This is a genomic window from Bradyrhizobium sp. CCBAU 53340, assembly GCF_015291645.1.
Classification (GTDB): domain Bacteria; phylum Pseudomonadota; class Alphaproteobacteria; order Rhizobiales; family Xanthobacteraceae; genus Bradyrhizobium.
Genome location: NZ_CP030055.1, coordinates 7,294,089 through 7,316,197 on the forward strand (window position 1 = coordinate 7,294,089; position 22,109 = coordinate 7,316,197).

Below are 22,109 nucleotides of genomic sequence, written 5' to 3' on the forward strand. Positions count from 1 at the left end.
CCACCCTACGATTCCACCCGTGTGGAGGAAGCAATGACTGCACTTCCCGACATTCCTCTCCCCGGCGGCATCCGCTCGCGTTATGTCGATGGCATCAACGGCTTGCGCATGCATGTGCTGGAGGCCGGCTTCGAGACCAAGGGCCGTCGCTGCATCCTGCTGCTGCACGGCTTTCCCGAGCTCGCATTCTCCTGGCGCAAGGTGATGCCAGCACTCGCAGCCGCGGGCTATCACGTCCTCGCGCCTGACCAGCGCGGCTATGGCCGCACTACGGGCTGCAGTGCGGATTACGACGGCGATCTCGCACCGTTCTCGCTTCCTAATCTGGTGCGCGATGCGCTCTCGCTGGTATCGGCGTTTGGTTACAGGCAGGTCGATCTGGCGGGGCATGACTTCGGCAGCCCGGTTGCCGCCTGGTGCGCGCTGATCCGCCCCGATGTGTTTCGCTCGGTGACGCTGATGAGTGCTCCGTTCGGCGGCGCGCCGGCATTGCCGTTCAACACCGTCGATACCCCGGCAAGCCCAGCGCCGGAAGATTCCGTGCATCGCGAGCTCGCCGCGCTGCCGCGCCCGCGCATTCACTATCAATGGTACTATTCGACACGCGCGGCCAATTCCGACATGCTGCACGCACCGCAGGGCCTGCACAATTTCCTGCGCGCCTACTACCATCACAAGAGCGCCGACTGGATCGACAACGAGCCGTATCCGCTCAAATCATGGTCGGCGAGCGAGCTTGCAAAGCTGCCGACCTATTACGTGATGGACCTCGGCGAAACGATGCCCCAGACAGTCGCGAAGGAGATGCCCTCGCCTGCCGCGGTTGCCGCCAATCAATGGCTGCCGGACAGTGATCTTGCTTTTTACAGCGCCGAATATGGTCGCACCGGATTCCAGGGCGGCCTGCAATGGTATCGCTACGGCACGACGGGCGTGCTCAACAACGAGATGCAACTGTTCGCGGGCCGCAGCATCGACGTGCCCTCCTGCTTCATCGCGGGCAAGCAGGATTGGGGCACCTATCAGCGTCCCGGCGTGTTCGAGGCGATGCAGGGGCGTGGCTGCACCAGGATGCTCGGCTGCCATCTCGTTGATGGCGCCGGCCATTGGGTGCAGCAGGAGCAGCCCGCCGAGGTCAGCCGGTTGCTGCTGACCTTCCTCCGCGACGCAGCAACGGTCTGAAGCGACGCCACCATCTCGTCACAGGGCATTAATCCGCGGTTCAGGGAACATTCGGCAATGTCTGACGTTGCGGGATACCGGAGCTACGTCCGGCGACCATGGAGATGAAAATGGACAAGAAGATCGCCGGATTGTTGGGCGCGGTGGCTGCGCTCGGGACGCTTGGCGCGGTCGAAGCGGCACCGGCACCGACGGACGTTCTGCAGGCGAATTCATATGCCGACCTGCTGGAGCCGATTGCGAACGCCAGCGCCCTGCTGCAAGCCATCGATGAAGCGGCCCCGCCGAAAGCGGACAAGAATGTTCAGGTCGCGCAACTCTACTATCACCATCATCACCACCATCATCACCATCACAGCTTCTATCGGCGCTATCGCTATTATGACGACGCGCCGGTCGTGGTGGTGCCGCGGTATCGGCGGTATTACCACCATCACCACCATCATCATCACCACCATCACAGCTTCTATCGCCGCGATTATTATTGATGTTGCCGGCACCGTGAATGAGATGAACAGGACCTTCGGGTCCTGTTTGTTTTTCAAGGCCGTCGCCGGCAACATCAGATGGAAGCACCTGCGAATCGTGCCGCACGCAGCGTAGCGGAGGCGGCAAGCCCGAGCGGTCGCCGATCCTATTCGTTGCGGGCCTTCTCCTTGGCCGCACGATGGAGATGGCGGTAAGTGCCGTCGAACACCGTATCGGATGACGACGTCCATTCGGTGCCGGCGGCCAGCTTGGGACGATTGTTGTAGATCCGGCGAGCCTGCAGCTCGCGCTCCGCCGCTTCCTCCTCCTCCATGGGTTCGAGCACGAAGTTCGCCTCCTCGGGAATCACGATGATTTGCGCGAACGGCTCGTTCGGCCGGAAGATATGAGTACGCCCCTTAGCCGGCGCCTTGAAGACGCAAAAGAACATCATCGGCCACCAATTGCGGATCAGCGCAGGGACTGCGATCGGCACGGTGTCGGTCCGGTCGGCATAGAAGCGCGGATGCGGCTCGGTCCGAATCGCCATGCCTTTCTCGACCTTGAGATCGAGCAGGATCTGGTAGGTGTAGAATGCATCGCCAAACTTGCGAAACGGCGGCCATTCCGCGCCACCTTCCGGCGGCTCGCCCCAATCGGCCTCGAGGATCAGACCCCCGTCTCTTGTCGTGACATGAAGCTCGAAGTCATAGGGATAGAACAGCTCGATGCCGTATTGCGCCCCTTCGGAGAAGGGCACGCAATGCCAAACCTGCTCACGCGAACCACTCGCACGCGGCTCGCGCGTGCCGGCCCATCCCGGAATTTCCAGCTTGGTGCGGCGGGGCGCCAGCCGCGGATCGTTGAGACGAAACTTGACCTTGGCCATTATTCACCCGTCCCTTCACACAACAGAATTCGACCTGTACGTCGCGGCAGACTTCCATCTCACAAGCGCCATGTGGCGGCACGCGGATTGCCAGGATTCGCGCGGCGCGCGTGAATTGACCCTGAACGAATTGCAGCCTATATCACTTTAGAACCATTCTAAACTCACAACAGGGCCATTCGTGAAGAACTTTGCCGACTTGACCGAACGCGAGGTGCTCGCGGTCGCGATCTCCTCCGAGGAGGAGGACAGCCGCATCTATATGACCTTTGCCGAGGATCTGAAGGAACGCTATCCGGACTCGGCCAAGCTGTTCGAGCAGATGGCCGAGGAAGAGCGCGGCCATCGCCACATGCTGCTGGAATTGTACGAGCAGCGCTTCGGCCAGCATTTGCCGCCGATCCGCCGCGAGGACGTCAAAGGATTCCTCAAGCGCCGACCAATCTGGCTCACCAAAAATCTACCGCTCGACACCATCCGCAGGGAAGTCGAGACCATGGAGCTCGAGGCCGAGCGCTTCTATGCGAAGGCCGCCGAGCAGGCCGAGGACGTCAATGTGCGCAGGTTGCTGGGCGACCTCGCCGAAGCGGAAAAGAGCCACGAGAACACCGCAGCAAGACTGACCGACGAGATCTTGAAGCCCGACGTGCGCGCCGAGGAAGATCGCACGCGACGGCGGATGTTCGTGCTGCAATATGTGCAGCCGGGCCTTGCCGGCCTGATGGACGGCTCGGTCTCGACACTGGCGCCGCTGTTTGCCGCCGCCTTTGCAACGCATCACAACTGGCAGACGTTTCTGGTCGGCCTTGCGGCTTCGATCGGCGCCGGCATCAGCATGGGCTTTGCGGAAGCGCTGTCCGACGACGGCTCGCTCACGGGGCGCGGCTCGCCGTGGCTGCGGGGTGTCACCTGCGGCGCGATGACGACGCTCGGCGGCCTCGGCCATACCATGCCCTATCTCGTCCCGGACACGTGGCCCAATGCGTTCTGGATCGCGACCGCGATCGCCTGCATCGTCGTGTTCTTCGAATTGTGGGCGATCGCCTTCATCCGCGCGCGCTACATGGACACGCCGTTCCTTCAGGCCGTATTCCAGATCGTGCTCGGCGGCGCGATCGTGCTGGCGGTGGGCATCCTGATCGGGGCGGCGTAGGGGGCAACGCTGAAGCAGCGTCGTTCATTCACCGTGGCGCACGGGCGTTCAAGGCAGGATTCTCATGACCCTTCGTCTTCAATACGGTACACCCGCCAAGATCTTTCACTGGCTCATCGTCGCGCTGCTGGCCATGCAATACCCGATCGGCTGGCTCATGCCTGACATCCATCGGGGCATGAGCCCGGGCGCCGGCATGACGTTTCACATATCGATTGGACTTGTGATCCTGACGCTGACCGCGCTCCGCCTTGGCTGGCGTCTCACCCATCCCGTCGCGCCTGAGAGCTCTCTGCCCCCCTGGCAACGCCTGTCCTCGGAGGCCATTCACTGGCTGCTCTACGCCCTGGTGCTGGCGACCACGCTCTCGGGATGGCTGTTCGCGTCGTTCCGGGGATGGTCCGTGTCGTTCTTCTATCTCGTGCCGCTGCCGATGCTCGCCTCCGACAACGCGGCTGCCGGCCGCGCCATCGACGGCCTCCATCAGGCGATGGAATGGGCGCTGCTGGTCACCATCGGCCTTCACATCGCCGCCGCGCTCGTGCACATCTTCGTCTATCGCGACCGGGTGATGCAGCGCATGCTGCCGGGGTAAAGCTCCGGACAGATCAACCGCGATCAAACGGCGGTTGCGGCATCGGTTAAAACTGCGCATCATCCACCAGTGAAGCGCAGGAGCATGTCGTGGCGAAATCAGAATGGAGTTTCAAGAGCGCGATCGAGCTGTCGGCCGCGTTGACGGCAAAGAAGGTCTCGTCGGTCGAGCTCACGCAGGATGCGATCGACCGCATCGAGCGGCACGATGGCAAGATCAACGCGATCTGCGTCCGCGATTTCGACCGCGCGCTCGACGCGGCGCGCGCAGCCGATGCGGCGCTCGCGCGGGGCGAGCGCAAGCCACTGCTTGGCCTGCCGATGACCGTGAAGGAATCCTACAACATCGCCGGCCTGCCCACGACCTGGGGCAATCCCGCGCACAAGGACTTCATCGCCAAGGAAGATGCGCTGCCGGTGACGCGGGTGAAGGACGCCGGCACCATCGTGCTCGGCAAGACCAACGTGCCGCTCGCCCTCGCCGACTGGCAGAGCTACAACGACATCTACGGCACCACTAACAACCCCTACGATCTCGGCCGCACGCCGGGCGGCTCCTCTGGCGGCTCGTCGGCGGCGCTCGCGGCCGGTTACGGCCCGCTCTCACTCGGCTCGGACATCGGCGGCTCGCTGCGCGTGCCGGCCTTTCACTGCGGCGTCTACGCGCACAAGCCGACCTTCGATCTGTTGCCCTCGCGCGGCCATACGCCGCCGCCGGCTCCGCCACTCGCCTATGAGCGCGATCTCGCCGTGGTCGGCCCAATGGCGCGCAGCGCCGGCGATCTATCCTTGCTGCTCGACGTCATGGCCGGGCCCGACCCGCTCGACAACGGCAAGGCCTACAGGCTCGCGCTGCCCGCCGCGCGTCACGGCTCGCTGAAAGATTTTCGCGTCCTCGTGGTGGATACCGACCCGGTGCTGCCGACCGACAGCACGATACGCGGAAGCATCAACACGCTCGCCGACAACCTCGCCAAGGCCGGCGTCAAGATCGAACGCAGCAGTCCGCTGCTGCCGGATTTCGCGGCGTCCTCGCGCCTCTATATGCGGATGCTGCTGTCGTTTCTCGCCGCCAGCTTCCCGCCCGAATTCTACGCAGGCGCGGTTGCAGCAGCGGCCGCACTGCCTGCCAGCAACGACAGCCTGCAGGCCGAACGCCTGCGCGGCATTGCGCTCAGCCATCGTGATTGGCTCCTGGCCAATGGCGGACGCACGCGGCTGCGCGCACAATGGCGCGAGCTGTTCAAGACGTTCGATGCCGTGATCTGCCCGATCATGCCGACGCCGGCTTATCCGCACGATCATTCAGAAGACCAGGAGCAGCGCCGGATCACCATCGACGGCAAGGAGCACGTCTATACCGACCAGCTCGCCTGGCCCGGCATCGCCACGCTCCCCGGCCTGCCCTCGACCGCGATCCCGACGGGTTTTGCGCCGGATGGACTGCCTGTCGGCGTACAGATCGTCGGCCCGTGGCTGGAGGACCGCACGCCGCTCAAGCTGGCCGAACTGATCGAGCACGAGTTCGGCGGGTTCGTGCCGCCGAAGATGTTTGACGACTAGTCTTCGCCCCGCCCGTCATCGCGAGCGCAGCGAAGCAATCCAGAATCTATCAGCGGCGGCAGTCTGGATTGCTTCGTCGCAAGCGCTCCTCGCAATGACGGAGCAAAATGACTGAGAGATTCCGGGGGCGCATGATCCGCGTCCCGGGACTGTCTAAAGGGAGGGAACGCACCATGAGCCAGGACCTTGAACAGCTCACTGCACTCAACCGCGACTACGTTGCGTCCGTCCAGAACTGCGACGTCAAGCGCTTCAACGAGATCCTGGCGCCGGAGTTCTACTGCTCCAACCCCGACAAGACCCTGGTCGACCGCGCCGCCTTCCTGGAGCAGACGGCGCGTCCGATCGCGATCCGCAATCTGCATGCGTTTGACGTCATCATCCGCATCATGGGCGACTTCGCCATCATCCACGCAGCAACGAGCTACACCACCGCGGACGGCCAGCAGGCGACCGGACGATATACCGATTGCTGGGCGAAGAAGAACGGGACGTGGCTCGCGGTATCCGCGCATGTGTCGCGGTGAGGTGGGCTGTCCTCACACTCCGCTGTCATGCCCCGGCTTGACCGGGGGCATCCAGTACGCCGCGGCCTCGCGAGTCAATCACCGCCGCCTCTTGAGTACTGGATCGCCCGGTCAAGCCGGGCGATGACACCTGTTTTGGAGTGGCACCGGTGAGCACCAGTGCCAGCGCCTAGCTATCAAACACGATCACGCTGCGCAGCGTCTTGCCGGCTTTCATGTTGGCAAAACCTTCGTTGATCTCGGAGAGCTTCAGCTTGGCCGAGATCCAGTCCTCCAGGTGCAGCCGGCCGCGCAGGTAGAAATCGACCAGACGCGGCATGTCGACGCGGAAATGGTTCGAGCCCATCGACGAGCCCTGGATCTTGCGCTCCCTCAGGAAATCGAAACCGTGCAGCTCAATCTTCTGGCCGAACGGGATCATGCCGACGATGGTGGCCGTGCCGCCGGAGGCCAGCATGCCGAAGGCCTGCTCCGCGGTTTCCTTGCGGCCGAGCACTTCGAAGGAATGATGCACGCCGCCATTGGTGAGATCGCGCACCTGCTTCACCACGTCGCCGTCGGCGGGATTGATAATGTCGGTGGCGCCCAGCTTGGTTGCGAGCTGGAGTTTTGCGGGATTGGTGTCGATAGCGATAATGCGGCCGGCCCCCGCGATCTGCGCGCCGTTGATCGCGGCCATGCCGACGCCGCCGCAGCCGATCACCGCCACGGTCTCGCCGGCCGTCACCTTCGCGGTATTCACCACCGCTCCATAGCCGGTGATGACGCCGCAGCCGATCAGCGCGGCGAGATCGAGCGGCATGTCCTTCCTGATTTTGACGATCGCGTTCTCATGCACTAGCATCTGCTCGGCAAAGGACGACAGATTCAGGAATTGGTGCAGCTTCTCCGGCTTCGACCATTGCATCCGGTCGGAGACGCCCGGCATCATCTTCACCGTGGTGTCCGTGCAAAGCACCGTGCGCCCGGTGGTGCAATTGTCGCAGGTGCCGCAGAACACGGACAGGCAGGTGACGACGTGGTCGCCGGGCTTCACATAAGTGACATCAGAGCCGACCTGCTCGACGATGCCGGCGGATTCGTGCCCGAGCACAGCGGGTAGCGGATGCGGATAGAGGCCTTCCATGAAGTGCAGGTCGGAGTGGCAGAGTCCGGCGACCGCGGTGCGGATCAGCACCTCGCGCGGACCGGGCTTCGGCAGGCTGACATCCTCGATGACCAGCGGCTTGTTGACTTCGTAGAGGACGGCGGCCTTCATCGAGCACTCCCTGCGGCTTTCTTCTGGTTGGTGGCGCGCAGCCTACGCTGCCAGCACCAGTTCGCCAACCTCGCTCATGCCGGCCGAGCTGTCGCCGAGCAGCAGTTCGGCGATCTTCGCTTGCACGGCATTTTCCGTCAGCCGGAACGGATCACTCGGGGACACCCGGTGATCGATCACCAGCCGCGACAACAACAGCCGGCGCGCATCGCCGCGCATCTCGTGGATGCGATGGGCTTCCCAGGCGAGCGCCACGGCGCTGGCGACATGATAGAGCAGGCTCGTGGCGCGCCGCGCATCGGCCTCGTTCTCGGACTTGCTGGCGACCTCGCGCGCAAACCCGACCGCGCGATCGACCAGGCCGCGCAGATTGTCGCGCCAGGCCTGCGGCACCGAGGCACTGTCGTCGAGCCGCGCTTGCAGATCGGCCGCAAGCGCGGATTCCGCGCCATGGCGGCCGACGGCCCGCCGCAGCGCATCGATCGCGACGATGTTGCCGGTGCCTTCCCAGACCGAGCCGAGATGCGCGTCGCGCAGCAGGCGGGGCGTGGCGAATTCCTCGATATAGCCGATGCCGCCGCGCATCTCGAGCGCATCGCCACAGACTTTTCGCGCATCGCGCGTCGCGCGGAATTTCAGCGTCGGGGTGAGGATGCGCAGCAGCGCTGCCGCATCTTGGCTGCCGGCTTCCGCACGGTCGAGCGCATCCGCGGTCAGGAAACTCATCGACAGCGCTTGCTCGACCGGCAGCATGATCTTCAGCATCTGGCGACGACCGAGCGGTAGGTCGATGATGCGGCTCCCGAACACCACGCGATTCATCGCCACCGTCATCGCGTCATGATAGGCGCGGCGCATCAGCGCCGTCGATTTCACGCCGTTGGAGAGGCGCGACGAGTTCACCATCTCGGCCATCTGCACGAAGCCGCGGTCGAGCTTGCCGACGGCATAGGCGACCGCGCCTTCGAGCTTGATCTCCCCCGACGCCATCGAGCGGGTGCCGAGCTTGTCCTTCAGGCGCACGATCCGATAATGGTTCTGTGCGCCGTCATCGAGGAAGCGCGGCATCAGGAACAGACCGACACCGCGCGTGCCGGGGCCCGCCCCCTCGGGCCGCGCCAGCAACATCACGACCTTGGCATCCGCATTCGAGCAGAACCATTTCTCGCCGTAGAGGCGCCAATGATCGCCCTCCGGCACGGCGCGCGTGGTCAACGTGCCGACATCGGAGCCGCCTTCCTTCTCGGTCATGAACTGGCCGCCCTGGGTGAGCTTGCTCATGTCGGTCGAGGTCAGGCCGTCCAGATACTTCGCCTTCAGCGCTTCGCTGCCGAAATTCGAAAGCAGCTTGGCGCAGCCATCGGTGACGTTGATCGGGCAGCCCATGCCGAATTCGGTCTGGTTGAACAGGAACGTGAAAGCGTGCTTGGCGACGACAGGATATTTGTCCGGCCAGCCCATGATGCCTTTCCGGAGCGAGAGCGCGTGGATGCCGAACTCGCCGAAAGCGGCATTCTCAAGCTCGCGATAGGCCGGGTGATACTCGATCCACTGCACGTCGCGGCCGAACTTGTCGCGCTGGTGCAGCACCGGGGTGTGCCGGTCGGCGAGGCGCGCGCATTCGTCGAGACGGCCGCCGGCAAGTTCGCCGAGACGGTCGAGATGCGGCTCGATGTGGCGGAATAGCGGGTCCGGCAGATGGATGCGCAGCAGGTCCGTCAGCGCCGGATCGGCGCGGTAGAAGTTCATGCCTGACGTGTCGGGCGCAAGCAGGCCTGAAGGTGCGGTCGCGGCATCTTTCGGCTGCGCTGTGACCGACTTGTGCATGATCGTCCTCTTCGTTTCCGCCCGACGGCAATTCTTGGCGCTTATTTTGGCGCTTGCCGCTCGAGATGATGTCGATCATGCTCCCATCGCGAGAGCCGATAAAGCCGCAAATTGTCAGGGAGGCATGACCGCCGTGAAGGAGCAATTCGCTCTGCGGAATTGTGATCGGCCCGCCCTTGGCGCCGGCTGGTTGTCCGCGCGGCGGATACCTAGATCAACGGCGTCCCGTCCCCGAGATATCACGCCAGAGATCACCCCATGGAACACCCGACATACAAGATCGCCCTCATCGTCGGCGCCGGCGAAGGCCTGAGCGCCTCGCTGGCGCGTCTGCTGTCCAAGCAGGGCATTCGCGTCGCGCTGGCCGCGCGCAAGATCGAGAAGCTCGGTGCGCTCTGCACCGAGACCGGCGCCAAGGCCTACGCCTGTAACGCCACCGAGCCTGAGGAGGTCGAGCGCCTGTTTGGCCTCGTCGAGCGCGAGATCGGCACGCCAGACCTCGTCGTCTACAATGCCAGCGGCCGCTCCCGCGGGCCTTTTGTCGATCTGGTCCCGGCCGACGTCGCCAATGCGATTGCGGTCAGTGCCTATGGTGGCTTCCTGGTGGCGCAGCAGGCGGCGAAGCGCATGCTACCGAACGGGCACGGTGCGATCCTGTTCACCGGCGCCTCGGCCAGCGTCAAAGGCTATGCGCAATCCGCGCCGTTCGCGATGGGCAAGTTCGCTCTGCGCGGCCTGGCGCAGAGCATGGCGCGCGAGCTGTCGCCACAGGGCATCCATGTCGCGCATTTCGTCATCGACGGCGGCATCCGCAGCGCGGTGCGGACAGAAGCAGCGGACAAGCCGGATTCAATGCTCGATCCCGACGCGATCGCGGCGAGCTACTGGAGCGTGCTGCAGCAGCCGCGCAGCGCCTGGAGCTGGGAGCTGGAGCTGCGGCCCTGGGTGGAGAAGTTTTGAGGCGATAACGTAGCGACAACAACCGTCATTGCGAGGAGCGAAGCGACGAAGCAATCCAGACTATTTCCACGGAGACAGTCTGGATTGCATCGCTCGCAATGACGAAGGGAGAGAGCGAACAATGACCATGGAAACCACCATCGATACCGGCACCAATGAGCTCCTCTGCGTCATCCGCGACCGCGTCGCGGTAATCACGCTGAACCGGCCGGAGGCGCGCAATTCGCTATCGGACGCGCTGACGCCGGCGCTACGCACGATGATCCGCACCTGCGGTGAGGATCCCAATGTCGGCGCGCTGCTCATCACCGGCGCAGGCGAAGCGTTCTGCGCCGGCGGCAACGTCAAGGGCATGGGCGCGCATCGCGATCCCAGGAAGCTGGAGATGTCGCTGGAAGACCGCATCGCCGATCTCCAGGAGCGGCAGCGGTTGCTGACGGGCGCACTGGTGTCGGTGCGCAAGCCGACCATCGCCGCCCTCCCCGGCGCCGCGGTCGGCGCCGGCCTTGCCATCGCGATGGCTTGCGACATCCGCATCGCCGCGCAATCGGCCTTCGTCGCCACCGGCTATGCCCGCATCGCGCTGTCAGGGGATTACGGCATCGCCTGGCTGCTCACGCGCCTCGTCGGCACCGCGCGGGCGCGCGAATTGATGTTCACCGGCGATCGTGTCGATGCCACGCGCGCGGAAGCGATCGGCCTCGTCAACCGCGTCGTGCCCGATGACAAATTGCAGAGCGAGGCCTTCGCACTGGCCAAGTCGCTCGCCGAGGGGCCGCGCCTGGCGCTGCGCTACATGAAGGACAATCTCGACGAGGCCTTGCTGTTCGATTTCGAGACCGCTCGCGACCATGAGGCCGAACGGCTGGTGCGCCTGACCACGACCGCCGATCACAAGGAAGCGGTGCAGGCCTTCATCGAGAAGCGCAAGGCGGTGTTCACGGGGAAGTAGGGGTGCGGGATGTACCGCGCACATGATCGGCTTCACCGTCACCCTGAGGCGCGAGCCGGGCGGTGCGTAGCACCGCGCAGCGAGCCTCGAAGGGCGACGGCCCGACTATCGCCGCAGCGAAATCAGGGCCGTTCATCCTTCGAGGATCGTTCTGCGGAAGCGCGCAGAACGAGCGCCTGAGGATGACGGATCTGCAAGCAAAAAAAATGCCCGGCGCTGGCGTTGCCAGGCCGGGCTTGCAGTCGAGTCAGGCCGAGGCTGAGGGGCGATCGGCCTGACGGGAAAGGGCGGCGAGGCGCCAGCTGGCGCAGGGAATGTCCTTCGGTGCGATGTGAATCTCCTTGTCGAAGCGCACCAGCTTCCAGTCATCAGGGTGATTGACGAAGGCGAAGCCTGATTTGCGCGCGAGCGAGATCATGGTCTCGTTGGAGCGCAGCGTGTCGCCGAACATGTGCTCGGCACTAAGGGCTGCGGCACGGCATTCGAGATTCTTCAGAAGCGCGGTCGCGATGCCGTGGCCCTGCCAACGATCATCGACCGACAGGCCAAATTCGAGCGTCGACGTCTCGGCATGGAGGGCATAGCGCGCCTCGGCAACGATCGTCTCGAAGCCATCGACCATCTTTGTCGCAACCACGGTGAAACGTTCGCGCTCGCCGACCTCCAGGAAATCGTTCAGTAGGCCTTTCGGCAATTCACTGAGGGCACCGAAGAAACGGTTGTAGCGGGAGCGGGTCGAAAGCGAGCGGAAATAGTGCTGGAGCTCGTCGGTGTCGCGCGGCTCGACGAACCGCAGGTTCAGTGCCTCGCCATGCCGGGTGCGCAGCGTGTCCGAATATTGCTTCAGCTCTTCCAGACGATAGGTGTTCATGACGCGTGCTCACGAGGACAGAGCGATCGCCGGCGCCCCTGTGATCAGGCGGCGCCGGCCTGGCGGCCCATCAGGCCCGCCAGAAGGGTTTGTCGGCCTCAAAGGCGACGTCGGTCCAGGACAGGCCCACGTCGTGAAGATCGCGGGCGGTCCAATTGCTCAGCTCGCGCCGCGTGCGGTAGCGCTCGTGCCAGACATGCAGCGTTTCGCCGATCTGCTCGATCAGACCGGGCGCATGATGATTTGTCATCGAATTCTGGGTCAAAGTAGACATTTTCAGCTCCTGGAGCTAAGTTGGCTGCTAATATCTGCCTTCGAATGCGCTGCGACAAACGACAATTTGTACCCTTTCGCATGAAATAAGCTCATGCATCCTGCTGCCAAATGACTGCCAGATTGCCTTCCCTGAACGGATTGCGGGCGTTTGAGGCCGCCGCGCGCCATCTCAGCTTCACACTGGCTGCGTCAGAGCTGAACGTGACGCAGACCGCGATCAGCCATCAGATCCGGCGGCTCGAGGAGGAGCTCGGCATCCGCCTGTTCATCCGGCAGAACCGCGCGCTGGCGCTGACCCCCGAAGCGCGCGACTACCTGCCGGGCGTCCGCGCCGCCTTCAACGACCTGCGGCTCGCCACCGACCGGCTGCTGCGCAAGGACGACGACAAGGTGCTGACGGTCTCGACGATCGCTTCTCTCGCCGCGAAATGGCTGCTGCCGCGTCTGACCGATTTCCAGGAGAGCCATCCCGGCATCGACGTCCGCATCACCACCTCGACCAGCCTCGTCGACTTCCAGCGCGACAATGTCGATGCCGCGATCCGCTACGGCAGAGGCCAGTGGCAGGGGGTGCGCGCCGATTGGCTGATGGCAGACGAGCTGTTTCCGGTGTGTAGCCCGTCGCTGCTACGCGGCGACAAATCGCTGCGCACGCCTGAGGATCTCAAGGACCACGTGCTGCTGCATACCACCACCAGCGACGACTGGCGCCTCTGGCTGACGGCGGCAGGTCTGCCGACCGGCATCTCACGGCAGCCGGGCATTACCTTCGATATGACCTTCATGACGGTGCAGGCCGCGATCGACGGCATGGGCGTGGCGATGGGCCGGACCTCCTACGTCCAGGACGACGTCGCCAAGGGGCGGCTGGTAGTCCCCTTCAAGATCGCGCTGCCGGCGGACGCAGGCTTCTATCTGGTCTCGCCGGAGGGCCGCCGCGAGGCACCGAAGCTCGCCGCCTTCCGCCAATGGATCGTCGCGGCAACGCAAAGTAAGGCCTGAAAAATCATCAGCTTCCGCGGCAAATTCGATTGACTCGCAACGTCCCCCGCGAGAAGGGGTAGGCCAGATTGTCGCAGTCTGTCGCCTGCCGTGAAATGAGTTCCGGTCCGGCCACGTCATCACGGGGAACAATGTCCATGGCTGGACCAGCAGCTTCAACCAATCCGCCCGCACTCAAGTCGCGCCTTGGTGCGATTCTGCGCGCGACCTCAGGTAATTTCCTCGAGCAGTTCGACTTTTTCCTGTTCGGCTTCTATGCCCAGGATATCGCAAAGGCGTTTTTCCCTGCTGCAGACGAGACGGCCGCACTGCTCAATGCGTATGGCGTGTTCTGGCTCGGCGCGCTGATGCGCCCCGTCGGCGCCATCGTGCTCGGTGCCTATATCGACCGTATCGGCCGCCGCCAGGGCCTGATCTTCACGCTCGCGCTGATGGCGCTGGGCACCGTGGTGATCGCCTTCTGCCCGTCCTACGCGGCGATCGGTGTTGCCGCCCCGGCTATCGTTCTGATCGGCCGCTTGATCCAGGGGTTCTCGGCCGGCGTGGAGTTGGGCGGCGTCTCCGTTTACCTGTCCGAGATCGCCACACCCGGCAATCGTGGCTTCTACACCTCGTTCCAGTCTTCCAGTCAGCAGGTTGCGATCTTCGTCGCAGCGATCATCGGCTTCGTCCTCAGGGAAGTCATTCCCGGCGACACCTTCCTGGATGTCATCGGGGGAGTCGCGAAGTGGCGCATTCCGTTCTTCGTCGGCTGCATCATCATCCCCGTCATTTTCTTCCTGCGGCGCTCGCTCGAGGAAACGCCGGCCTTCCTGGCGATGAAGAAGCATCCGACGGCGCGCGAAGTGTTCGCGTCGGCGATCGCGAACTGGCGCATCGTCATCCTCGGCATGATGATTGCCGTGCTGACCACGACGACCTTCTACTTCATCACGGTGTATGCCCCCGGCTTTGGCAAGCAGCTCAACCTCTCACCGACCGGGACATTGCTCGTCACTCTTCTCGTTGCGGTGACCAACTTCATCTGGAATCCGGTCGGCGGCGCGCTATCCGACCGCATCGGCCGCAAGCCCGTGCTGGTAACGATCGCGGTCCTGTCATTCCTGACGGCTTACCCGGCGCTGTCCTGGCTCGCGGCAGCCCCCACTCTCGGAAAGCTGCTGGCCGTGCAGATGATGTTCTCGTTCTACTTCGGCGTTTATAGCGGCACGATGCTGGGATGCCTGGTCGAGATCGTGCCGGCACATGTCCGGACCACCTGCTTCTCGATCGCCTTCGCTCTGGCTGCGGGCATCTTCGGCACATCGACGCCGGCTGTGGCGACCAAGTTGATCAGCATGACCAATGGCGACAAGGCCTCGCCGGCGTACTGGCTCATGTTCGGCGCCGCGCTCGGCATCGTCGCCGCGCTGATCGTCTACCGCGGCGGCAAGCAGAGCGTGCCGGTCTATGATACGGCCGTGGAGCCGGCGACGGGACGCTGATCGTCATTCCGGGGCGCGCGTAGCGCGAACTATGGTGCGCAATTGCGCACCTGAGAATCCATTTCTCCCAGTATCCCTGACGCACGATGGATTCCGGGTTCGATGCTTCGCATCGCCCCGGAATGACAGGGGACTACAGATCCACCACCACGTAGTCGCTTTCGACCTTCACGGTAACAGTCTCGGCGACATACGGCCCCTTCACCACGCTCGTGCCGGGCTCGACATGGGCCGGATAGGCCTTCACGCGAAAGCGGCGGGGGTCGCAATAGGACTGGCCGGTGCGGATGTCGAACTCCCAGCCGTGCCAGGGGCAGCGGATGATCTCACCCAGCTTGGTGTATTCGATCTCGCCGGGATCACTTGATTGCGCAAGGCCAATCAACGGTCCCTCGCACAGCGCCGCGCCCTGGTGCGGGCAGCGGTTCATCAAGCCGAAATATTCGCCCTTGATGTTGAAGACCGCGATCGGTCGGCCATCAATCTCCAGAAATTTTCGCGTGCCGGGCGGAAGCTCATCGACCGGCGCAATGACGTGACGCGCCATCAATTTATCCCGTAGAGCTTCTTCGCATTGCCGAGATAGAACGCCTCGCGATTGGCTTCGGTCACGCCTGCCGGCAGCACACGCGACGGCTCGTCGTAATCCCAATGCGGATAGTCGGTCGCGAACAACAGCCGGTCCCAGCCGATCCAGTTGATCACGTCGAACAGGTCCTCGCGCCTTTCGGGATCTTCCATCGGCTGCGTGGTCCACCAGACCTGCTCGCGGATATATTCGGACGGCGGCCGCTTCACATGCGGCACCTCGCTGCGCAGCCGCTGCCAGACCTTGTCCAGACGCCACGCCAGCGACGGCGCCCAGCCGAAGCCGGCCTCGATCATCACCATCTTCAGTTTCGGGAAGCGCTCGAACACGCCCTCCAGCACGAGGCTCGCCAGCGCCGATTGCTGACATTGCGAATGCCCCACCATCTCCTCGATGTAATAGGACGGCCAGCCCGACGGCGTGATCGGATTGCCGCCAAAGCCGAAGGCGTGGACGCCGACCGGCAGGCCCGCTTCCTCCGCGGCCTGGTAGATCGGCCAGTAGCGGCGCTGGCCGAGCGGCTCGACATTGCGGCTCAGCAGCAGCACCTGGACGAAGTTCTTGTCGCCGGCACGCTCGCGAATTTCGGCGGCGGCCGACAGGCCGTCTTCATTGCCGACGACGATCGAGGCTTTCAGCCGCTTGTCCTTGCTGGTCCATTTGTCGATCTGCCAATCGTTGATCGCCGAGCACAGCGCAGCCGAGAGCTCGTGATTGCGAATGCCCTGCCCGGTGTTGAGCGGGTTGAGCACGCCCAACTGCACATTGTTCGGATCGAGCAGCTGCTTCTGCATGAAGGAGAGCGAGGACCCCTGCGGGCCGCCTTCCGGCGGCCAGGCATCGCGGCGCGAAGCGTTGGGCTGCGCCTTCGGATAGGGCGGGCCTTCCATCATGCCTTGATAGGCGTGGACGCCGTAGACGTCGAGATGATGCTGCCAGCGTTTGGCGAGATAGGGATAGAGCTCGGTTCGGGTCGCGCGTGCCGGGTGGATGTCGCAGTCCGCAATCGCGGTCTTTGATATCAGAGGGGAAGCGGCTTCTTGGCTCTCGCGGAACTGGATATTCATCGCCTTGCCTCCTTGGCAGCGGGCTCATTTCAGGCGGGGATAGGTTGCATGCGGATTGTCGATCATGATCTTGCGCACGAGATCGGAGGTGAGACCCTCGGGCAGCGCGTCCTGGCCGTCGAACTGCCAGTGCGGATAGTCCGTGGAGAATAGGACCAATTCGTCCGACTGCATATGATCAAACAGGCGAATTAATGTCGCCTCATGCGGCGGCGCATCAAATGGCTGTAATGAGAAGCGGATGTTGCTGCGCACAATCTCGAGCGGGGCGCGATCGACCCAGGGAGTCTCCATCCGCACCCCGCGCCAGAACTTGTGCAGGCGCCAGAGATAGGGCGAGATCCAGGAGACGCCTGACTCCAGCATCACCATTTTCAATCGCGGATACTTTGCGAACACGCCCTCGACGATCAGGCTGGTTAGCTGGGTCTGGAACGCCTGAGCCTGACCGACATAGTCCTCGATGTGATAGGAACCCCAGCCGACCGAGGTCGGCGGATTGTGATAGGCGGAACCGGCGTGGATACCGACAGGCAGATCGTGTCGTTCTGCCGCCTCGTAGATCGGCCATAGCGCGCGCTTTCCGAGCGGCACGTCGCCCATGACCAGCATCAGCACCTGCACGAAGCGCTTGTCCGTCGCGCAGCGCTCGATCTCAGCGACCGCCTTCTCGACGCTTTGCGTCGGGATCACGATCGAGCCGCGCAGCCGGGAATCGCGATCGAGCCACTCCTTGGCGAGCCATTCGTTCAGCGCGCGGCAGAAGGCCGCCTGCATGTCCTCGGAAAACACCATCTGCACGCCATAGAGCGGGTTGCAGATAGCGCAGCTGAGCTGGAAAGGATCGAGCACATGCCGTTGCATGTCCTCCAGGCGTTCGCCCGGCTTGCCCGACTCGGGACGCCAATCCGGCCGCGCCACGATCGGCGAGTTCTTCGGATAGGATTGCGAGACGAGATCGACCATGCCGCGCGTCGTCACCTGGTCGCGCCAATAGTCGTTCAGATACGGCAGCAGGCTGGTCAGATGCGGCACGGCCGGATGCACGTCGCAATCCACCCCGCCGGCGATCAGGGACGTCATGACGTCTCCCTTCTCACGTTTCCTCGTCGCGTCTTGTCGCGGGCGGCGCTTGGCCGTCCGTCTTACCAGCCATTCAAGCAGGCCTGCCCGTCGCCTGCAACTCGGCCAAGGCTGCTGTCATATGCTAGGAAAGCTGAGCTCGGTTGCGAAGGAATGGGATTTGGCGATGAAAGAGCTCATCAGCATTGCGGAACAGGTCGCAGCGACACTGATCGCGCGCAAACAGACCATTGCGGTCGCGGAATCCTCCACGGGCGGCCTGATCTCAGCGAGCCTGCTCGCAGTGCCCGGGGCGTCCGCATATTTCCTCGGCGGCGCGGTGGTCTATACCCGCGACGCCAGGCGCGCGCTGATGGATATTTCGGACGAAGGAATGAAAGGCTTTCGTTCGTCCTCGGAGCCCTATGCAAGACTTCTGGCCGAACAGATGCGCGGCCGCTTCAACTCCGACTGGGGCCTGTCCGAGACCGGCGCGGCCGGTCCCGCGGGCAATCGTTACGGCGATGCGGCCGGCCACAGTTGCATGGCGGTCGCGGGACCTGCGGCCGAGGTGATGACGCTGGAGACCGGGAGCAACGACCGGTTCGGCAACATGCAGGTGTTCGCGGCGACAGCGCTGAGGCTATTGCTGAGGAAGCTCGAGGGATGAGCGACGCTGCTGCTCACGCACCCGTGCTAGGAGCAGGACAAGCCGTTGCCCGGCTCGCGGCACAGCTTCGCGCGTACCTCGGCGAAATCGATCTTGCACTGCCTGGCTCTGCGCAGCCGTGAGGCGTGAGCGGCGTCGGCACTGGCCGCTGAAAGCAGATTGAGCTGCCTCTTGATGGCAGCGCTGCACATGAGTTCAGGGTTGCCGTCGAGATAGCGTGATTGGGCTCCAAGCTCCTGTCGGGTGAGCTCAGCGAATGGCCCAAGAGCCAATTGTGTTTCGATCGCCGTGAGCTCGGCATCGCTCGCCTGTGCGCGGGCAACACCATTCGTCTTGCGCTCGAATCCGTTTTCGAGGGCTGCGTGACCTGCCGAGGCGAGGTCCGCGAACTCCTGCGCCGCGTCTGGAAACTCACCACGCTGGAAGCCGGCCAAAAGGTAGGACTTGCATTCCAATGGATTGCTCGCGAGCTTCAGAAGCGCCGCCAGTTGCGCCCGGTCCAGAGCGATGATGTGCTCATCGTCGGTATAGGCATCCATCTCGGCTGCAACGATCGTATTGAGCACACCATTGGCGGCGGGCCATCCACCTCCGTTGAACGCCTCTTCAGTCTCCCGAAGGAAGATCGCCCTGAGGCCGGGATCGCTGCGGGCGATCGACGCTGCCAGGGGAAACCGCGCGATGTTCTGGTCGAAATCGCGTGCAAACGCGCTCGGCCCGAACAGGTTCACATAGGCCAGGTTTCCGGCCAGCAGGGCGACGACAACGAGCAGCAGGACTGATCTTCTGGTCATGTGAGACTATTGGCGTGGACGAGCGCACCAACATCATCTCACGCCGCGCTCCCGCCATCCATTGCAACTACAGGCTGCCCTTAATGAATCCTTTCGCGGCCATGGCAAGTTACGCGCATGCCCCTCTATCGGGCCAAATGCCGCACGAAGATCCGCACCACATAGCCTTTGAACCGCGGCGCCTCGTCGTAGAGGTCCGACGCGATCCGCTCGATGGTCTCGCGCAGCGACGTGAACTGCGCCTGCCGCGCGCTGCTCTCGGTGCCCTGCATGCCGGCAAGCTCGTCCATCGCGGCGTCGCTGATTTGACACTGCACGATCTCGTCCTCACGCGTCATGGTGAAGCGGAAGGCCAGACGTTCAAGGTCATGGCCGATAATCCTGTCGCGCATCAGCGGCATCAAATTGTCCCGGTCGCGCCCCCGCGCCGGACAATGCTGAAATTCGAGCGACTTGTCACCATGGAATGGGTGGGATGCGCGTCGCGTCCCACCACCACCCGCAGTCAATAGGCGAAGGCCGAGCCGGTCGGCTTCTCCAGCGCCGCGGCCAGCGATTTATACTCTTCGCAATCGGTGCCACAGATCGCAGCAATGCGGCTCAAATGATACATCGCCTGCTCGCGATTGCCCTGCTCGAGCTGCCACAGTCCGTAATACTGCCACGTCAGCACGTGGTTCGGATCTGCCCTCAGCGCCCGCTCGTACCAGACTTGCGATTGCCCGTAATTGCCGAGCTTTCGATAGGAATAGCCGATGAGATTGGCGACATTGGGATGGTCGTCATGGCCGAGCGCCTTCAATTGCTCGATCGCGGCCGCATAGTCGTTACGCAGGTAGATCGTGTCATAAGCCACGCGGTAGCCGGCTGCGAACGCGGGATCATCGATGCTTGACTGGTTGCCCGCCTTCTTGCCCTTCTGTGTTGCCTTGGTGCCCGAGCGTTTCGGATAGGTCGGCGCCGGCTGAGCCTTCTGGTCCGAATAGGCGCCGGCATAGGGATCGGTGCTGCCGGAACCACCACCTCCGCCGCCGCCTCCGCCCGCCGCAAAGACCGGCGAGTTCAGCAAGACTGCCGCAAATGTCCCCAGTGCGACGAGCTTGATCATTGCTGCGATCATGTTTGTCTCCTGTCCTGTTTCAAGCGGCCCCGGACGAATTGATAAACCCTGCTTCTGCAGGGATATTCCGGACGCCGGACCGGCGGAGACCTAAGTAGCCGTACGACAGTTCTGTTGTCGTTTACTGAAACGCGACCTCGGCGAAACTGCGGAGCTTGCGCGAATGCAGCCGCTCCGATTCTTGCTGCTTGAGCCGCTCCAGCGCCTTCAGGCCGATCTCGAGATGCTGACCGACGCGATGACGATAGAATTCGCTGGCCATGCCGGCGAGCTTGATCTCGCCATGCAGTGGCTTGTCGGAGACGCAGAGCAGCGTGCCGTAGGGCACGCGGAAGCGGTAGCCATTGGCGGCGATCGCGGCCGATTCCATGTCGAGCGCAACCGCGCGCGATTGCGACATGCGGCGGATCACGTCGGGCCCCGAGATCTCCCAGTTGCGGTTGTCGACGCTGGCGACGGTGCCGGTGCGCATCAATCGCTTGAGCTCGAAACCTTCCAGACCCGTGACGTCCTCGACTGCCTGCTCCAAGGCGACCTGCATCTCGGCCAGCGCCGGGATCGGCACCCACAGAGGCAGCTCGCGGTCGAGCACGTGGTCCTCGCGCACATAACCATGCGCGAGCACGTAGTCGCCGAGTCGCTGCGTATTGCGCAAGCCGGCGCAATGCCCGAGCATCAGCCAGGCATGCGGCCGCAGCACTGCGACGTGATCGGTAACGTTGCGGGCATTGGACGGACCGGTGCCGATATTGATCAGGGTGATGCCGCGGCAATCAGGCGCGACCAGATGAAAGGCCGGCATCTGCGGGGTGCGCACGGGCGCGTCGCCGCTCGTCGCGCCGCCGCTATGCGTAATCACATTGCCGGGTGCGACGAAGGCATCGAGGCCGGCCTCGCCGGACTGGAGCCGCTGCTGGCACGCTTGCGCGAAGGCATCGACATAGAACTGGTAGTTGGTGAAGATCACGAAGTTCTGGAAATGCTCGGGGTCGGTGCCGGTGTAGTGGTAGAGCCGGCGCAGCGAGTAGTCGACGCGAGCGGCGCGGAACAGCGACAGCGGCTCCGGCGTACCCGGTCGAAGCTCGAACGTGCCGTCGGCGATGGAATCGTCCATGGTGGCGAGATCGGGCACGTCGAACGCATCGCGCAGCGATCGCGTGGCGAGCGAACTCTCGCTGGTGGTGATGGCGGCTTCGATGTTGATGTCGCGGCGATAGGCGAAGTGGATCGGGATCGGCTCGACGGATTCACCGATCTCGACCGGCACGCCGTGGTTCTGGATCAAAAGGCCGATCTGCTCGGTGAGATAGGCACGGAACAGATCCGGCCGCGTCACACTGGTCTCGTGCACGCCCGGTCCCGCGACGAAGCCATAGGCGAGACGCGAATCGAGCCGTGCATGCGTCGCCGTAGTGAGACGGACGAAGGGATAATAGGCTCGCACCCGCGTCGTGATCGCCTCGCCCGAGACATAGGCCTCGAACCGGTCACGCAGGAATTTGGTGTTCCGCTCGTAGATTTCTTCGAGCCGGGCGACGGCGGCCGATGCATCGGAGAAGGATTTGGTGGCGATGGAGGGGGGAGATTGCATTGTTCGACCGCCGGGTTGCTGGGGCTCGAGTCGAACTATAGCAAGAACAGGGCCGCACCGTCATTGCGATCGCTGAAAAGTACTCAGGAGAGCTACGACCAAAATAAGTCCGAGAAATGTTACCACTGCCGTAAACAGCTTACGACGACGGTCACGACATCGGTCCGAAAGCTTGTTCGAGAGGACGGCCACAACGGAGCGTTGCCCCCT

Annotated in this window: 23 protein-coding genes; 11 read left to right on the forward strand and 12 right to left on the reverse strand. The window is 63.5% G+C overall.

Features of this window, described 5'->3' with window-relative positions:
* The first annotated feature begins 33 nt into the window (after positions 1 to 33).
* Positions 34 to 1,182 (forward strand): alpha/beta fold hydrolase, encoded by a 1,149-nt coding sequence (locus XH89_RS34605; protein ID WP_194464749.1) that lies wholly within the window; start codon positions 34 to 36, stop codon positions 1,180 to 1,182.
* 110 nt (positions 1,183 to 1,292) lie between these two features.
* Positions 1,293 to 1,670: a hypothetical protein gene (locus tag XH89_RS34610; RefSeq protein WP_194464750.1), complete on the forward strand. Its 378-nt coding sequence runs from the start codon at positions 1,293 to 1,295 to the stop codon at positions 1,668 to 1,670.
* 146 nt (positions 1,671 to 1,816) lie between these two features.
* Here XH89_RS34610 and XH89_RS34615 read toward each other — a convergent pair whose 3' ends face one another.
* Positions 1,817 to 2,539: a hypothetical protein gene (locus tag XH89_RS34615; protein WP_194464751.1), complete on the reverse strand. Its 723-nt coding sequence runs from the start codon at positions 2,537 to 2,539 to the stop codon at positions 1,817 to 1,819.
* Between the two features lie 181 nt (positions 2,540 to 2,720).
* Here XH89_RS34615 and mbfA point away from each other — a divergent pair, with 181 nt between their 5' ends.
* The 4 genes from mbfA (at position 2,721) to XH89_RS34635 (ending at position 6,376) form a co-directional block, all read left to right on the forward strand.
* Positions 2,721 to 3,692: an iron exporter MbfA gene (gene mbfA / locus XH89_RS34620; RefSeq protein ID WP_194464752.1), complete on the forward strand. Its 972-nt coding sequence runs from the start codon at positions 2,721 to 2,723 to the stop codon at positions 3,690 to 3,692.
* Positions 3,693 to 3,756: 64 nt separating this feature from the next.
* The gene (locus tag XH89_RS34625; RefSeq protein ID WP_194464753.1) at positions 3,757 to 4,287 is read left to right on the forward strand and encodes a cytochrome b; all 531 of its coding nucleotides are present in this window, start codon (positions 3,757 to 3,759) and stop codon (positions 4,285 to 4,287) included.
* An 89-nt stretch (positions 4,288 to 4,376) separates the two neighbouring features.
* Positions 4,377 to 5,849 carry an amidase gene (locus XH89_RS34630; RefSeq protein WP_194464754.1) on the forward strand — a complete coding sequence of 491 codons (1,473 nt, stop codon included), beginning with the start codon at positions 4,377 to 4,379 and terminating at the stop codon, positions 5,847 to 5,849.
* A 173-nt stretch (positions 5,850 to 6,022) separates the two neighbouring features.
* A complete protein-coding gene (locus XH89_RS34635; protein ID WP_194464755.1) occupies positions 6,023 to 6,376 on the forward strand; it encodes a nuclear transport factor 2 family protein in 354 nt (117 codons plus the stop codon).
* Positions 6,377 to 6,545: 169 nt separating this feature from the next.
* Here XH89_RS34635 and XH89_RS34640 read toward each other — a convergent pair whose 3' ends face one another.
* Both XH89_RS34640 and XH89_RS34645 read right to left on the reverse strand, forming a co-directional pair.
* Positions 6,546 to 7,634: a Zn-dependent alcohol dehydrogenase gene (locus tag XH89_RS34640; RefSeq protein WP_194464756.1), complete on the reverse strand. Its 1,089-nt coding sequence runs from the start codon at positions 7,632 to 7,634 to the stop codon at positions 6,546 to 6,548.
* A gap of 42 nt (positions 7,635 to 7,676) precedes the next feature.
* Complete coding sequence (locus XH89_RS34645; protein ID WP_194464757.1) at positions 7,677 to 9,461, reverse strand: acyl-CoA dehydrogenase family protein; 1,785 nt, start codon at positions 9,459 to 9,461, stop codon at positions 7,677 to 7,679.
* A 258-nt stretch (positions 9,462 to 9,719) separates the two neighbouring features.
* On the opposite strand from XH89_RS34645, the gene XH89_RS34650 reads away from it, so the two are divergent.
* Together XH89_RS34650 and XH89_RS34655 are read left to right on the forward strand one after the other, a co-directional pair.
* Positions 9,720 to 10,421, forward strand: a complete 702-nt coding sequence (locus XH89_RS34650) for an SDR family NAD(P)-dependent oxidoreductase (RefSeq protein ID WP_194464758.1) — start codon at positions 9,720 to 9,722, stop codon at positions 10,419 to 10,421.
* 121 nt (positions 10,422 to 10,542) lie between these two features.
* On the forward strand, positions 10,543 to 11,373 hold the full coding sequence (locus XH89_RS34655; protein WP_194464759.1) for an enoyl-CoA hydratase: 831 nt from the start codon (positions 10,543 to 10,545) through the stop codon (positions 11,371 to 11,373).
* Positions 11,374 to 11,620: 247 nt separating this feature from the next.
* Here XH89_RS34655 and XH89_RS34660 read toward each other — a convergent pair whose 3' ends face one another.
* Entirely contained in the window at positions 11,621 to 12,244 is a 624-nt protein-coding gene (locus tag XH89_RS34660) for a GNAT family N-acetyltransferase (RefSeq protein ID WP_194464760.1), read from the reverse strand.
* Positions 12,245 to 12,314: 70 nt separating this feature from the next.
* Positions 12,315 to 12,518, reverse strand: coding sequence for a DUF1127 domain-containing protein (locus XH89_RS34665; RefSeq protein ID WP_194464761.1), 204 nt, complete (start codon positions 12,516 to 12,518; stop codon positions 12,315 to 12,317).
* Positions 12,519 to 12,628: 110 nt separating this feature from the next.
* Here XH89_RS34665 and XH89_RS34670 point away from each other — a divergent pair, with 110 nt between their 5' ends.
* The gene (locus XH89_RS34670) at positions 12,629 to 13,522 is read left to right on the forward strand and encodes a transcriptional regulator GcvA (protein WP_194464762.1); all 894 of its coding nucleotides are present in this window, start codon (positions 12,629 to 12,631) and stop codon (positions 13,520 to 13,522) included.
* Between the two features lie 137 nt (positions 13,523 to 13,659).
* Positions 13,660 to 15,006 (forward strand): MFS transporter, encoded by a 1,347-nt coding sequence (locus tag XH89_RS34675; protein ID WP_194464763.1) that lies wholly within the window; start codon positions 13,660 to 13,662, stop codon positions 15,004 to 15,006.
* A 133-nt stretch (positions 15,007 to 15,139) separates the two neighbouring features.
* Here XH89_RS34675 and XH89_RS34680 read toward each other — a convergent pair whose 3' ends face one another.
* Genes XH89_RS34680 through XH89_RS34690 form a run of 3 tightly spaced genes read right to left on the reverse strand, consistent with a single transcriptional unit; the run spans position 15,140 to position 17,745 of the window.
* Positions 15,140 to 15,553: a Rieske (2Fe-2S) protein gene (locus XH89_RS34680; protein ID WP_194464764.1), complete on the reverse strand. Its 414-nt coding sequence runs from the start codon at positions 15,551 to 15,553 to the stop codon at positions 15,140 to 15,142.
* Positions 15,553 to 16,662, reverse strand: a complete 1,110-nt coding sequence (locus XH89_RS34685; protein ID WP_194464765.1) for an amidohydrolase family protein — start codon at positions 16,660 to 16,662, stop codon at positions 15,553 to 15,555. Before XH89_RS34685 ends, XH89_RS34680 begins: the two co-directional genes overlap by 1 nt.
* A gap of 24 nt (positions 16,663 to 16,686) precedes the next feature.
* A complete protein-coding gene (locus XH89_RS34690; protein ID WP_194464766.1) occupies positions 16,687 to 17,745 on the reverse strand; it encodes an amidohydrolase family protein in 1,059 nt (352 codons plus the stop codon).
* Positions 17,746 to 17,911: 166 nt separating this feature from the next.
* On the opposite strand from XH89_RS34690, the gene XH89_RS34695 reads away from it, so the two are divergent.
* A complete protein-coding gene (locus XH89_RS34695) occupies positions 17,912 to 18,394 on the forward strand; it encodes a CinA family protein (protein WP_194464767.1) in 483 nt (160 codons plus the stop codon).
* A 26-nt stretch (positions 18,395 to 18,420) separates the two neighbouring features.
* On the opposite strand, the gene XH89_RS34700 is transcribed toward XH89_RS34695, so the two are convergent.
* From XH89_RS34700 to XH89_RS34715, 4 genes are all read right to left on the reverse strand, one after another.
* Positions 18,421 to 19,125 (reverse strand): hypothetical protein, encoded by a 705-nt coding sequence (locus XH89_RS34700; protein WP_194464768.1) that lies wholly within the window; start codon positions 19,123 to 19,125, stop codon positions 18,421 to 18,423.
* Between the two features lie 188 nt (positions 19,126 to 19,313).
* Entirely contained in the window at positions 19,314 to 19,589 is a 276-nt protein-coding gene (locus tag XH89_RS34705) for a DUF1488 family protein (protein WP_194464769.1), read from the reverse strand.
* A 104-nt stretch (positions 19,590 to 19,693) separates the two neighbouring features.
* Positions 19,694 to 20,308, reverse strand: a complete 615-nt coding sequence (locus tag XH89_RS34710) for a tetratricopeptide repeat protein (protein ID WP_194464770.1) — start codon at positions 20,306 to 20,308, stop codon at positions 19,694 to 19,696.
* A gap of 121 nt (positions 20,309 to 20,429) precedes the next feature.
* Positions 20,430 to 21,899, reverse strand: coding sequence for an AMP nucleosidase (locus XH89_RS34715; RefSeq protein ID WP_194464771.1), 1,470 nt, complete (start codon positions 21,897 to 21,899; stop codon positions 20,430 to 20,432).
* Positions 21,900 to 22,109 lie beyond the last annotated feature (210 nt).